General features: G+C 64.2%; 15 protein-coding genes. 7 read left to right on the plus strand and 8 right to left on the minus strand.

The window, feature by feature from the left end:
- Window position 1: 1 nt before the first annotated feature.
- On the minus strand, window positions 2–1276 hold the full coding sequence (locus ACM62G_RS16865; protein WP_054060693.1) for a uracil-xanthine permease family protein: 1275 nt from the start codon (window positions 1274–1276) through the stop codon (window positions 2–4).
- A gap of 2 nt (window positions 1277–1278) precedes the next feature.
- Window positions 1279–1917 carry a uracil phosphoribosyltransferase gene (upp, locus tag ACM62G_RS16870; protein WP_054060694.1) on the minus strand — a complete coding sequence of 213 codons (639 nt, stop codon included), beginning with the start codon at window positions 1915–1917 and terminating at the stop codon, window positions 1279–1281.
- A 187-nt stretch (window positions 1918–2104) separates the two neighbouring features.
- On the opposite strand from upp, the gene ACM62G_RS16875 reads away from it, so the two are divergent.
- The 3 genes from ACM62G_RS16875 to ACM62G_RS16885 all read left to right on the plus strand — a co-directional run bounded on the left by ACM62G_RS16875 (window position 2105) and on the right by ACM62G_RS16885 (window position 4153).
- Window positions 2105–2662 (plus strand): hypoxanthine-guanine phosphoribosyltransferase, encoded by a 558-nt coding sequence (locus tag ACM62G_RS16875; RefSeq protein WP_054060695.1) that lies wholly within the window; start codon window positions 2105–2107, stop codon window positions 2660–2662.
- A 3-nt stretch (window positions 2663–2665) separates the two neighbouring features.
- The gene (locus ACM62G_RS16880) at window positions 2666–3139 is read left to right on the plus strand and encodes a WbuC family cupin fold metalloprotein (protein WP_054060696.1); all 474 of its coding nucleotides are present in this window, start codon (window positions 2666–2668) and stop codon (window positions 3137–3139) included.
- A gap of 72 nt (window positions 3140–3211) precedes the next feature.
- The gene (locus tag ACM62G_RS16885; protein ID WP_273823960.1) at window positions 3212–4153 is read left to right on the plus strand and encodes an AEC family transporter; all 942 of its coding nucleotides are present in this window, start codon (window positions 3212–3214) and stop codon (window positions 4151–4153) included.
- A 16-nt stretch (window positions 4154–4169) separates the two neighbouring features.
- On the opposite strand, the gene ACM62G_RS16890 is transcribed toward ACM62G_RS16885, so the two are convergent.
- The 6 genes from ACM62G_RS16890 to gatC form a co-directional block, all read right to left on the minus strand.
- Window positions 4170–4550, minus strand: coding sequence for a carboxymuconolactone decarboxylase family protein (locus ACM62G_RS16890; protein ID WP_054060698.1), 381 nt, complete (start codon window positions 4548–4550; stop codon window positions 4170–4172).
- Between the two features lie 11 nt (window positions 4551–4561).
- Window positions 4562–5614, minus strand: coding sequence for a calcium/sodium antiporter (locus ACM62G_RS16895; protein WP_054061771.1), 1053 nt, complete (start codon window positions 5612–5614; stop codon window positions 4562–4564).
- A 50-nt stretch (window positions 5615–5664) separates the two neighbouring features.
- On the minus strand, window positions 5665–6036 hold the full coding sequence (locus ACM62G_RS16900) for a septal ring lytic transglycosylase RlpA family protein (protein WP_054060699.1): 372 nt from the start codon (window positions 6034–6036) through the stop codon (window positions 5665–5667).
- A 144-nt stretch (window positions 6037–6180) separates the two neighbouring features.
- On the minus strand, window positions 6181–7626 hold the full coding sequence (gene gatB, locus ACM62G_RS16905) for an Asp-tRNA(Asn)/Glu-tRNA(Gln) amidotransferase subunit GatB (protein ID WP_054060700.1): 1446 nt from the start codon (window positions 7624–7626) through the stop codon (window positions 6181–6183).
- Between the two features lie 11 nt (window positions 7627–7637).
- Window positions 7638–9089, minus strand: coding sequence for an Asp-tRNA(Asn)/Glu-tRNA(Gln) amidotransferase subunit GatA (gene gatA / locus ACM62G_RS16910; protein WP_273823957.1), 1452 nt, complete (start codon window positions 9087–9089; stop codon window positions 7638–7640).
- Window positions 9090–9105: 16 nt separating this feature from the next.
- Window positions 9106–9393: an Asp-tRNA(Asn)/Glu-tRNA(Gln) amidotransferase subunit GatC gene (gene gatC, locus ACM62G_RS16915; RefSeq protein WP_054061518.1), complete on the minus strand. Its 288-nt coding sequence runs from the start codon at window positions 9391–9393 to the stop codon at window positions 9106–9108.
- A gap of 210 nt (window positions 9394–9603) precedes the next feature.
- Here gatC and mreB point away from each other — a divergent pair, with 210 nt between their 5' ends.
- The 4 genes from mreB to ACM62G_RS16935 all read left to right on the plus strand — a co-directional run bounded on the left by mreB (window position 9604) and on the right by ACM62G_RS16935 (window position 13042).
- Window positions 9604–10641, plus strand: coding sequence for a rod shape-determining protein MreB (mreB, locus tag ACM62G_RS16920; RefSeq protein ID WP_002555108.1), 1038 nt, complete (start codon window positions 9604–9606; stop codon window positions 10639–10641).
- Window positions 10642–10783: 142 nt separating this feature from the next.
- Window positions 10784–11887: a rod shape-determining protein MreC gene (mreC, locus tag ACM62G_RS16925; RefSeq protein ID WP_273824027.1), complete on the plus strand. Its 1104-nt coding sequence runs from the start codon at window positions 10784–10786 to the stop codon at window positions 11885–11887.
- Window positions 11887–12378, plus strand: a complete 492-nt coding sequence (mreD, locus tag ACM62G_RS16930) for a rod shape-determining protein MreD (RefSeq protein ID WP_019361976.1) — start codon at window positions 11887–11889, stop codon at window positions 12376–12378. The genes mreC and mreD overlap by 1 nt, the downstream gene beginning before the upstream one ends.
- 67 nt (window positions 12379–12445) lie before the next feature.
- Window positions 12446–13042, plus strand: coding sequence for a Maf family protein (locus tag ACM62G_RS16935; RefSeq protein WP_273823406.1), 597 nt, complete (start codon window positions 12446–12448; stop codon window positions 13040–13042).
- Window positions 13043–13052 lie beyond the last annotated feature (10 nt).

Here is a 13052-nt window from a genome sequence, read left to right on the forward strand (position 1 = left end):
GTTATGCCAGCGGCTCGTCGGCCCTGTTCTTCTTCCAGCCGTCATTGCCCGGCAGGATCAGGTTCAGCGCGATCGCGACGACGGCGCACAGGGCGATGCCCTTCAGGCCGAAATCGTCGGGGCCGGTACCACTGCCGACCAGCACACCACCAATGCCGAACACCAGTGTGACCGAGACGATCACCAGGTTGCGCGCTTCGCCCAGGTCGATCCTGTGGCGGATCAGGGTGTTCATGCCCACCGCCGCGATCGAGCCGAACAGCAGGCAGAGGATCCCGCCCATCACCGGTACCGGGATGCTCTGCAGCAGCGCGCCGAACTTGCCGATGAACGCCAGGGCGATGGCGAAGAGCGCCGCCCAGGTCATGATCTTCGGGTTGTAGTTCTTGGTCAGCATCACCGCGCCGGTCACTTCGGCATAGGTGGTGTTGGGCGGGCCACCGAACAGGCCGGCCGCGGTGGTGGCCAGACCGTCACCCAGCAGGGTGCGATGCAGGCCCGGCTTCTTCAGGTAGTCGCGACCGGTCACGCTGCCGACCGCGATCACCCCGCCGATATGCTCGATGGCCGGGGCCAGGGCCACCGGTACGATGAACAGGATCGCCTGCCAGTTGAATTCCGGTGCCGTGAAGTTCGGCAGCGCCAGCCAGGGCGCCGCGGCGATCTTCGCGGTGTCGACCACGCCGAAGTAGAACGACAGGGCGAAGCCCACCAGCACGCCGGAGATGATCGGCACCAGGCGGAAAATCCCCTTGCCGAACACCGCGACGATCAGGGTGGTCAGCAGCGCCGGCATGGAGATCAGCATCGCCGTGCGGTAGGGGATCAGCTCGCTGCCATCGCCGGCCTTGCCCATCGCCATGTTGGCGGCGATCGGCGCCATGGCCAGGCCGATGGAAATCACCACCGGGCCGATCACCACCGGCGGCAGCAGCCGGTCGATGAAGCCGGTGCCCTTGATCTTCACCGCCAGGCCCAGGAAGGTGTAGACGAAGCCCGCCGCCATCACGCCGCCCATGGTCGCAGCGAGGCCGAACTGGCCCTTGGCGAGAATGATCGGGGTGATGAAGGCGAAGCTCGACGCCAGGAACACCGGCACCTGACGGCCGGTGACCAGCTGGAACAGCAGAGTCCCCAGGCCCGCCGTGAACAGCGCGACGTTCGGGTCCAGGCCGGTGATCAGCGGCATCAGCACCAGTGCGCCGAACGCTACGAAGAGCATCTGCGCACCGGACAGCACCGTGCGCCAGAGCGGGTCGTTGAACTCATCCCGCATGTTCAGGCGTCCTTCTGCTTGGTGCCGAAAATCTTGTCGCCGGCATCGCCCAGGCCTGGAATGATGTAGCCGTGTTCGTTGAGTTTCTGGTCGACGGATGCGGTGTAGAGGGTCACGTCGGGGTGGGCCTTCTCGACCGCGGCGATACCTTCCGGCGCGGCGACCAGCACCATGGCGCAGATCTCCTTGCAGCCGGCCTTCTTCAGCAGGTCGATGGTGGCGACCATCGAGCCGCCGGTGGCGAGCATCGGGTCGATGATCATCGCCAGGCGCTCGTCGATTTCCGGCACCAGTTTTTCCAGGTAGGTATGGGCTTCGAGGGTTTCCTCGTTGCGGGCCACGCCCACGGCGCTGACCTTGGCGCCCGGGATCAGGCTGAGTACGCCTTCGAGCATGCCGATACCGGCACGCAGGATCGGTACCACGGTAATTTTCTTACCGGCGATTTTCTCGACTTGTACGGTGCCGCACCAGCCTTCGATGTCATAGGTTTCGAGGGGCAGGTCCTTGGTCGCCTCATAGGTCAGCAACGCTCCGACTTCCTGGGCAAGCTCACGGAAGTTCTTCGTGCTAATGTCTGCGCGGCGCATGAGGCCGAGCTTGTGACGGATCAGCGGGTGGCGGATCTCACGGATGGGCATAGGGAAAGGCTCCGAGGGCGGGCAAAAAAACCGGCCTAGATTAATCTATCCGGGGTTTATGTCCTATAGACCCGTAGTACGTTAGTCCAGAAACGCTTGATCTGACCTGCGCGGGTGCGTACCTTTGCCCGCTTTTCTTGCGCAGCCCCCTGTGCAAGTCCCCTTTGAGCACCCTTTGGAGAGCGCCATGTCCGCTGATCTCGAGCATATCCGTCAAGTCATGCGCGAAGCCGACTGCCTGTACACCAACGCTGAAGTCGAGGCGGCCATCGCCCGTGTCGGCGCCCAGATCAACGCCGACCTGGCCGAGCGCAACCCGGTGGTATTCTGCGTGATGAACGGCGGCCTGATCTTCTCCGGCAAATTGCTGCCCCACCTGGATTTCCCGCTGGAAGCGTCCTACCTGCACGCCACCCGCTACCGTAACGAAACCAGCGGCGGCGAGCTGTTCTGGAAGGCCAAGCCGGAAGTCTCGTTCATCGATCGTGACGTACTGATCATCGACGACATTCTCGACGAGGGTCATACCCTCGGCGCGATCATCGATTTCTGCAAGCACGCCGGTGCCCGCCAGGTGCACACCGCCGTCCTGATCGACAAGGAACACGACCGCAAGGCCCGGCCGGACCTCAAGGCCGACTACGTCGGGCTGCCGTGCATCGACCGCTACATTTTCGGTTATGGCATGGACTACAAGGGCTACTGGCGTAACGCTGCCGGCATCTTTGCCGTCAAGGGCCTGTAACCCATGGCCGGCCCCAGCTTTCTCGACGCTGCGCTGTTCGCCGACCTGGCCGCGAAGGCGGCGGCCAGTCCCCGTGGGCGCACGCACCACAACTTCCATGAGATGGACGAGCCGTGCCACCGCATGGCGGTCGGCCTGCAGCCGGGCACTTATGTGCCGCCCCATCGGCACCTGAGCGCGGACAAGGCGGAAACCCTGCTGGTGCTGCGTGGCAGCCTGGGCCTGCTGGTGTTCGACGAGGACGGTCAGGTCGTTACCCGGCGCGTCCTGCAGGCCGGTGGCGAATGCCCGGCGGTGGACTTGCCGGCCGGCGTGTTCCACGGCCTGGTGGTGCTTGAGCCCGATACCGTGATGTTCGAGTGCAAGGCGGGCCCGTATCGTCCGGTGGGCGAGGGCGAGATGGCCGCCTGGGCCCCGCGTGAGGGCGAGGCCGGAGTCGCTCAGTACCAGGCCTGGATGCGCGCGCAGTTCAACTGAGCCGCTCGGGCAGGATGGCCCGCTTTGCCGTATCATTAGCCTCCTAACGACGGGCAACGGATTCTCAGGGCAATGCTGGCCATCTTTCTCGATACACTGACCATCACCGCTCCGGTCTTCGCCATGTTGTTCCTCGGCGTGGCGCTCAAGCGCGTGGGCTGGATCAACGACAACTTCATCCACACCGCCTCGGCACTGGTATTCAACGTCAACATGCCGGCGCTGCTGTTCCTCGGCATCCTTCACGCCGACCTGCATTCGGCCCTCAAGCCCGGTGTGCTGGGCTACTTCGTCGTCGCCACCCTGGTGACCTTCGCCGGGGCCTGGGGCTGGGCGATCTGGCGTTGCCCCCGGGAAGACCGCGGGATCTACACCCAGGGCGCCTTTCGTGGCAACAACGGGGTGATTGGCCTGGCACTGGCGGCCAGCCTGTATGGCGACTACGGCATTTCCCTCGGGGCGATCCTCGCCGCGTTGGTGATCCTGTTCTACAACACCCTGTCGACCATCGTCCTGGCGGTCTACAGCCCGGTGATCAAGTCCGACCCGTGGAGCATCGGCAAGAGTGTGCTGAGCAACCCGCTGATCATCAGCGTGATCGCGGCGGCGCCCTTTGCCTACTTCCAGATCGGCCTGCCCGGTTGGCTGGAAACGTCCGGCAACTACCTGGCGCAGATGACCCTGCCGCTGGCGCTGATCTGCATCGGCGGCACCCTGTCGCTGGCGGCGTTGCGCAAGAGTGGCGACATGGCGTTGAGCGCCAGCCTGGTGAAGATGGTCGGCATGCCGCTGTTCTCGACTTTGGGTGCCTGGCTCTGCGGCTTCCGTGGGGCGGAACTGGGCATCCTGTTTCTCTACTTCGGCAGCCCGACCGCGGCGGCCAGTTTTGTCATGGCCCGTGCCGCCAATGGCAACCACGAACTGGCGGCCGCGATCATCGTGATCACCACGCTGATGGCGGCGGTCACGACGAACATCGGCATTTTCGTCCTGCAGTGGGGGGGCTGGATCTGAGTCGGCCCTGTCGCGCTCAGTCGGCTTTCTGGTAGGCGTCGATCACTTCCTGCGCGGCGCGGAACGCATCGATCGCCGCCGGTACGCCGGCGTACACCGCGCAGTGCAGCAGTGCCTCGCGAATCTCTTCCACCGTGCAGCCGTTGTTCAGGGCGCCGCGCACGTGGCCCTTGAGCTCCTGCGGGCACTTGAGCGCGGTCAGCGCGGCGAGGGTGATCAGGCTGCGGGTCTTGAGCGGCAGGCCGTCACGGTTCCAGACGCCGCCCCAGGCGTGTTCGTTGACGAAGTCCTGCAGGGGCTGGCTGAACTCGGTGGCATTACCCAGGGCGCGGTCGACGAAGGCATCGCCCATGACCTGACGACGCATTTCGACACCGGTTTTTTTCTGATCGCTCATTGCAGTGGCTCCTAGGGATGTTGGCGACGCCAGGCTCGCAGCGTACTGAACAGCAGATACACCAGCAGCGCCGGCAGGATGAAGAACAGCATCAGGTGTTCCAGCCGCACCGCCATCGGCATGCCGGTGGTGAACCACACCACGTGCAGCCCGTAGGCCAGGTACAGGCCGAGAAACAGCAGGCCCTCGGCACGGGTGATGCGATAGCCGGAGTAGAATACCGGCCAGCACAAGGCCGCGACGGCGAGCATTACCGGCAGGTCGAACGACAACGCGTTGGGCGAGACCGACAGCGGTTGCGGGGCGATCAGCGCGGTCACGCCGAGCACGCCCAGCAGATTGAACAGGTTGCCGCCGATCACGTTGCCGACGGCGATATCGCGCTGGCCGCGGATGGCGGCGATCAGCGACGTGGCCAATTGCGGCAGGGAGGTGCCGACCGCGACCACGGTCAGGCCGATGATCCTTTCCGACAGGCCCAGTTCCGTGGCCACTTCGACGGCGGCATCGAGCAGCAGGTGGCCGGCGAGGGTCAGCAGGGCCAGGCCGAGCAGCATCCAGAACGCACTGCTGAGCCAGGGCGCAGGCCGGCGCTGTGTTTGCAGCACGGGGGCAGGGTGCGGCAGGCCGTGTTGCGAGGTGCGCAGCAGCAACCCCAGGTACAGTGCAAACACCAGCAGCATCAGCACACCGTCGAAGCGGCTCAGCTCTTCGTTGAGGGCCAGGCCGAAGACCATGAGGCTGGCGACGATCATCAGCGGTATGTCCAGGCGCACCAGTTGGCGCGAGACCCGCAGCGGGATGATCAGCGCCGAGAGACCGAGGGTCACCAGGGTGTTGAAGATATTCCCGCCGATCACGCTGCCGACCGCGATGTCGGCGTTTTCCTGGAGGGCGGCCTGCAGGCTGACGGCCATCTGCGGGGCGCTGCTGCCGAAGGCGACGACGGTCAGGCCGATCAGCAGCGGCCGCACCCGCAGGCGGGCGGCCAGGCGCACGGCTGCGCGCACCAGCAGTTCGGCGCCGATGACCAGCAGGAACAGGCCGCCGAGCAGCTGGATCAGGCTCAGGATCGGCAGGTGGGTCAATCCGAAAATGGCGGGGCTCCCCGGGGTCAGTCGCTGAGGCTCTGGACGCGCACGCGCGCGGTACCGCTTTGTAGCATGCCCAGCTCTTCGGCGGCTTGTCGGGAAACATCGATCAGGCGTCCGCGGGTATGCGGGCCGCGATCATTGATACGGACCACGACGCTGCGGTCGTTGGCAAGATTGGTGACTTTTACCCGCGTACCGAACGGCAGTTGGCGATGGGCAGCGGTCAGGCCGTTCTGGTTGAAGGGTTCGCCGCTGGCGGTGCGCTTGCCGTGGTGCTGGCGACCGTAATAGGAGGCCGTGCCGGTTTCGTCGTAGCCGCGCGGGTCGATATCGTGAGTGGCACAACCGGCCAGCAGGCTGAGGAAGGCAAGGGCGGCGAACAGGCGTTTCATCTGGGGGCGCTCCCTACAGAGATCGCATGGGGCGATCGATAGGTGGGAGCGGGCTGGCCCGCGAATGCAATGTGTCGGATACATCGTCTTCGCGGGCCAGCCCGCTCCCACAGTGGGCGGGTGTCAGGGCCTGTTTGGCCCGACTCAGCCTTCGAGCTTGCTTTTCAGCAGTTCGTTCACCTGTTGCGGGTTGGCCTTGCCCTTGGAGGCCTTCATCGCCTGGCCGACGAAGAAGCCGAACATCTTGCCGCGCTTGGCTTCGTCCGCCGCACGGTACTGCTCGACCTGCTCGGCGTTGGCCGCCAGCACTTCGTCCAGCACCTTCTCGATCGCACCGCTGTCGGTGACCTGTTTCAGGCCGCGGGCCTCGATCACCTGGTCGGCATTGCCTTCGCCGTTGGCCATGGCTTCGAACACGGTCTTGGCGATCTTGCCCGAGATAGTGTTGTCCTTGATCCGCAGCAGCATGCCGCCCAGTTGTTCGGCAGTGACCGGCGCCTGGTCGATTTCCACGCCCAGCTTGTTCAGCAGGCTGCCCAGCTCGACCATGACCCAGTTGGCCGCCAGCTTGGCGTCGGCGCTTATGGCGACCACCTGTTCGAAGTACTCCGCCTGCTCGCGGCTCGAAGCCAGGACGCTGGCATCGTACAGCGACAGGCCGTACTGCGACTGGAAGCGCTCGCGTTTCTGCGGTGGCAGTTCCGGCAGCTTGGCGCGCACTTCATCCAGGAACGAGTCCTCGATGATCACCGGCAGCAGGTCCGGGTCGGGGAAGTAACGGTAGTCGTTGGCTTCCTCCTTGCTGCGCATCGCCTTGGTCGTATCGGTGTTCGGGTTGTAAAGGCGAGTCTGCTGGACGACCTTGCCGCCATCCTCGATCAGCTCGATCTGGCGTTGTACTTCGTAGTTGATCGCCTTCTCGATGAAGCGGAACGAGTTGACGTTCTTGATCTCGCAACGTGTGCCGAACTCGGCCTGGCCCTTGGGGCGTACCGAGACGTTGCAGTCGCAACGCAGCGAGCCTTCGGCCATGTTGCCGTCGCAGATGCCCAGGTAGCGTACCAGTGCGTGGATCGCCTTGACGTAGGCCACGGCTTCCTTGGCACTGCGCATGTCCGGCTCGGAAACGATTTCCAGCAGCGGGGTACCGGCGCGGTTCAGGTCGATCCCGGTGGAGCCGCTGAAGTCTTCGTGCAGGCTCTTGCCGGCGTCTTCTTCCAGGTGCGCACGGGTGATGCCGATACGCTTGACCGTACCGTCTTCCAGAGTGATGTCCAGGTGGCCCTTGCCGACGATCGGCAGTTCCATCTGGCTGATCTGGTAGCCCTTGGGCAGGTCCGGGTAGAAGTAGTTCTTGCGGGCGAACACGTTGTGCTGGCCGATCTCGGCGTCGATCGCCAGGCCGAACTGCACCGCCATGTGCACCGCTTCCTGGTTCAGCACCGGCAGCACGCCAGGCATGCCCAGGTCGACCAGGCTGGCCTGGGTGTTGGGTTCGGAGCCGAAGGTGGTCGAGCTGCCGGAGAAAATCTTCGATTGGGTGGCGAGCTGGGTGTGAATCTCCAGCCCGATCACGACTTCCCATTGCATGGTGTTTCTCCTCAGAAGCCGGTTGGGGTGCGGGTGTGCCAGTCAGTGTTCAACTGATACTGGTGCGCAACATTGAGCAAGCGGCCTTCCTGGAAATACGGGGCAAGCAATTGCACGCCGACCGGCAAGCCGTCGACGAAGCCCGCAGGCATGGACAAGCCCGGCAGACCCGCGAGGTTGGCGGTGATGGTATAGAAGTCTTCCAGATACTCGGCGACCGGATCGTTGTTCTTGGCACCGATCTTCCAGGCCGGATTCGGCGTGGTCGGGCCGAGGATCACGTCGACTTCCTTGAAGGCGTTCATGAAGTCGTTCTTGATCAGGCGGCGGATCTTCTGGGCCTTGAGGTAGTAGGCGTCGTAGTAGCCGGCCGACAGGGCGTAGGTACCGACCATGATCCGGCGTTGCACTTCGGCACCGAAGCCTTCGCCACGGGAACGCTTGTACAGGTCGGTGAGGTCGACCGGGTTCTCGCAGCGATAGCCGAAGCGCACGCCGTCGAAACGAGACAGGTTGGAGGAGGCCTCGGCCGGCGCGATCACATAGTAGGCGGGAATCGCGTGCTGGTTGTTCGGCAGGCTGATCTCCTTGATCACCGCACCGAGCTTTTCCAGCGCCTTGACGCTGTCGTGCACCCGCTCGGCGATGCGCGGGTCGAGACCGGCGCTGAAGTATTCCTTCGGCACGCCGATGCGCAGGCCTTGCAGCGAGTCGTTCAGGCTGGCGCTGTAGTCCGGCACCGGCTCATCGATGCTGGTGGAGTCCTGCGGGTCGAAACCGGCCATGCCCTGCAGCAGCAGTGCGCAGTCTTCGGCGGTACGGGCCAGCGGGCCACCCTGGTCGAGGCTGGAGGCGTAGGCGATCATGCCCCAGCGCGAAACGCGACCGTAGGTCGGCTTCAGGCCGGTGAGGTTGGTGAACGCCGCCGGCTGGCGGATCGAGCCGCCGGTGTCGGTCGCCGTGGCGGCTGGCAGCAGGCGCGCGGCAACGGCCGCGGCGGAACCGCCGGACGAACCGCCCGGCACGTGCTCCAGGTTCCACGGGTTCTTCACCTTGCCGTAGTAGCTCGACTCGTTGGCTGAACCCATGGCGAACTCGTCCATGTTGGTCTTGCCCAGGGTCACCGCGCCAGCGGCGGCGAGCTTGGCCACCACGGTGGCATCGTAGGGTGCCTTGAAGTTGTCGAGCATCTTCGAGCCGCAACTGGTGCGCACGCCCTGGGTGCAGAACAGGTCCTTGTGGCCGATCGGCGCGCCGAGCAGGGCACCGCTTTCGCCATTGGCGCGACGCACGTCGGCAGCCTTGGCCTGCTGCAGGGCCAGTTCCTCGGTAAGGCTGATGAAGCTGTTGACCTGCGGGTCGAGCTGGGCAATGCGCGCCAGCAGGGTACGGGTCAGTTCTTCGGCGGAAAACTTCTTGTCGGCGAGTCCACGGGCGATCTCGGCCAGAGTCATTTGATGCATTGCAGGCTCTTTCCCTTTAGTCGATGACTTTCGGAACCAGGTACAGGCCGTTTTCGACCGCTGGTGCGATGGACTGATAGGCCTCGCGGTTATTGCGTTCGGTCACGGCGTCGGCGCGCAGGCGCTGGCTCGCTTCCAGAGGGTGGGCAAGGGGTTCGATACCGTCGGTATCGACAGCCTGCATCTGGTCGACCAGACCCAGAATGCTGTTCAGGGCTTCGGTGGTGCGTGGAATATCGTCTGCGACCAGGTCCAGGCGGGCCAGGTGAGCGATTTTTTCCACGTCGGAGCGGTCAAGCGCCATGGGAATCTCCAGTGGAAAACAAAATGGAAGCTGTCCGGATGTTGGATTGGTGGAACACTACCGCATTTGCACGGTCACATGGCCGCGATTGTATGGGATGGTGCTCGGAAAAACGCCTAATTTAACATATTGGCGCCTTGCCCAAAATCCCCGTCGTTGTTAGAGTTTGCCGCACTTTTTTACCCACGCGTTGCCCAGGGTCCCTTTCCAATGTTCAAGAAACTGCGTGGCATGTTTTCCAGCGATCTTTCCATCGACCTGGGTACAGCCAACACCCTTATTTACGTGCGCGAGCGCGGTATCGTCCTGAATGAGCCATCGGTTGTTGCGATTCGCACCCATGGCAACCAGAAAAGTGTCGTCGCCGTCGGTACCGAAGCCAAGCGCATGCTCGGTCGTACGCCGGGCAACATTGCCGCCATTCGTCCGATGAAGGACGGTGTGATTGCCGATTTCAGCGTCTGCGAGAAGATGCTGCAGTACTTCATCAACAAGGTTCACGAAAACAGCTTCCTGCAGCCCAGCCCACGTGTGCTGATCTGCGTGCCCTGCAAGTCGACCCAGGTCGAGCGTCGCGCCATCCGTGAATCGGCGCTGGGCGCCGGTGCCCGTGAAGTGTTCCTGATCGAGGAGCCGATGGCGGCCGCGATCGGTGCCGGCCTGCCGGTCGAAGAAGCCCGTGGCTCGATGGTCGTCGATATCGGCGGCGGTACCACCGAAATCGCGCTGATCTCCCTGAACGGTGTGGTCTATGCCGAATCCGTACGTGTGGGCGGCGACCGCTTTGACGAAGCGATCATCACCTACGTGCGTCGCAACTACGGCAGCCTGATCGGTGAATCCACCGCCGAGCGCATCAAGCAGGAAATCGGTACCGCCTATCCGGGCGGCGAAGTCCGTGAAGTCGACGTCCGCGGTCGTAACCTGGCCGAAGGCGTACCCCGTGCCTTCACCCTCAACTCCAACGAAGTGCTCGAGGCGCTGCAGGAGTCCCTGGCGACCATCGTCCAGGCGGTCAAGAGCGCTCTGGAGCAGTCGCCTCCGGAACTGGCTTCGGACATCGCCGAGCGCGGCCTGGTGCTGACCGGTGGTGGCGCACTGCTGCGTGACCTCGACAAGCTGCTGGCCCAGGAAACCGGCCTGCCGGTGATCGTTGCCGAAGACCCGCTGACCTGCGTGGCCCGCGGCGGTGGCCGTGCCCTGGAAATGATGGACAAGCACACCATGGACCTGCTCTCCAGCGAGTGAGTTCGCTGGCAGACGCTACGACGGTCCGTTCACAGGCAGCACTTTGCAGTGCTGCCTGTTGCGTTTATCTTCTGTCAATCTGCATCCAGGCCGGTTTGATGCCGTATGAATAAAATGTCTATTTGCCTGGGAGGAGCGGCTCATTAAACCGCTTTTCGCCAAAGGCCCCTCATTGGGCGTGCGCCTGCTGGTGCTGGTCGTGCTGTCGGTTGCGCTGATGGTGGTCGATGCCCGCTTTACGGTGCTCAAGCCGATCCGCAGCCAGGCCTCGCTGGTGCTGATGCAATCGTACTGGATCACCGACCTGCCGCAGCGGCTGTGGCAAGGCGTGGCCAGCCAGTTCGGCAGCCGTACCGAACTGGTCGCCGAGAACGAGAAACTCCAGACCGAGAACCTGCTGTTGCAGGGGCGCCTGCAGAAACTGGCCGCCCTGACCGAGCAGAACGTGCGCCTGCGCGAACTGCTGAACTCCTCGGCACTGGTCAACGAGAAGGTCGAGGTCGCCGAACTGATCGGCATGGACCCCAACCCCTTCACCCATCGCATCATCATCAACAAGGGCGAGCGCGATGGCGTGGTGCTCGGGCAACCGGTGCTCGATGCCCGTGGCCTGATGGGCCAGGTGGTCGAGTTGATGCCGTACACCTCCCGTGTGCTACTGCTGACCGATACCACCCACAGCATTCCGGTACAGGTCAACCGCAACGGTCTGCGGGCGATCGCCAGCGGTACCGGCAACCCCGAGCGCCTGGAGTTGCGTCATGTCGCCGATACCGCGGACATCAAGGAAGGCGACCTGTTGGTCAGTTCCGGCCTGGGCCAGCGGTTCCCGGCCGGCTACCCGGTGGCGACGGTCAAGGAAGTCATCCATGACTCCGGCCAGCCGTTCGCCATTGTTCGCGCCGTGCCGACCGCCGCGTTGAACCGCAGCCGCTACCTGCTGCTGGTGTTCAGCGACAGCCGTACACCGGAAGAGCGGGCCAACGATGCGGCCCAGGCCCAGGAAGCCGACAAGCAGGGTGAAGGCGCGGCTGCGATTCCGGCGACCGTGCCCAAGCCTGCGGCGACCCCGGCCACGCCCGCCGCCACGGCCCCGGTGACCAAGCCGACCGCCCATGGCGCGGCGGCTGCCGCTGCCGCGCAGGGTGCGGCCAACAGCACTCCGGCGCCAAAACCGACCACCGCCAAACCCGCGGCCAAGCCGGCCAGCAGGCCGCCGGCGGCCACTCAACGGCAGGAGGAATGATGGCGGGCGCCACTCTTTCGCGTAACGGCTGGATCGTCTGGCTGACCTTTCTGATCGGCCTGCTGCTCAGTGTCTCGCCGTTGCCGCAGTTCATGGAAATCCTGCGTCCGCTGTGGCTGGCGCTGCTGCTGGCGTTCTGGTCGCTGTACCTGCCGCACAAGATCGGCATGGTCACCGCGTTCCTGCTCGGCCTGGCCGAAGATGTGCTCTATGGCACCCTGCTCGGGCAGAGCGCGCTGATCCTGACGCTGATCACCTTCCTGGTGCTGTCGCTGCAGCAACGGCTGCGCATGTTCCCGATGTGGCAGCAGAGCCTGGTGATCCTGGTGATCTTCGGCCTGGCGCAGTTGGTCCAGCTGTGGCTGAGCGCCCTGACCGGCAACCGTCAGCCCACTCTCGCGCTGGTCCTGCCGGCCCTGGTCAGCGCGCTGCTGTGGCCCTGGGTCAGCTTCGGGCTGCGTGGATTGCGCCGGCGCTACAAGATCAACTGATTGAATCATCGGCCATTTCCCGGTGCCTGATGATCCGCGTGACGAGCCCCGACAAGGAGATGTCCTGATGAACCCGCTCTACCTGGCCTCCGGCTCGCCGCGTCGGCGTGAACTGCTGACCCAGATCGGTGTGCCGTTCACGGCCATCAGTGCCGATATCGATGAAACACCCCTGAGCGACGAATCTCCCGTGGCCTATGTCGAGCGCCTGGCGCGTGGCAAGGCTGCGGCCGGGCGTGCCGCCCTCGGTGCGGATGTCGTGGCCTGTGTGCTGGGCGCCGATACCGCCGTGGTGCTCGATGGGCGTATTCTCGGCAAGCCGCTGGACGAAGCGGATGCGGTCGCCACGCTGCTCGCCCTGTCGGGGCGCGAACATGAAGTGCTGACAGCCATCGCGTTGCTCGACGGCGAGCGCTGCGAGTCGCGGGTAGTTCGCAGTCTCGTGAAATTTCGTACTATCAAAACAGAAGAGGCACACACCTACTGGGCCAGCGGCGAACCCCGCGACAAGGCCGGGAGCTATGCCATTCAAGGCCTGGCGGCGGTTTTCGTGGAGAGCCTGAACGGCAGCTATTCGGGCGTTGTCGGCCTGCCTGTGTGCGAAACCGCAGAACTGCTTGGCCGTTTCGACATACCCTGTTGGCAAAACCTTATCGTGCGCTGATTGCCGCACT

The organism is Pseudomonas sp. COR18 (assembly GCF_048568395.1).
Classification (GTDB): Bacteria; Pseudomonadota; Gammaproteobacteria; order Pseudomonadales; family Pseudomonadaceae; genus Aquipseudomonas; species Aquipseudomonas fuscovaginae_B.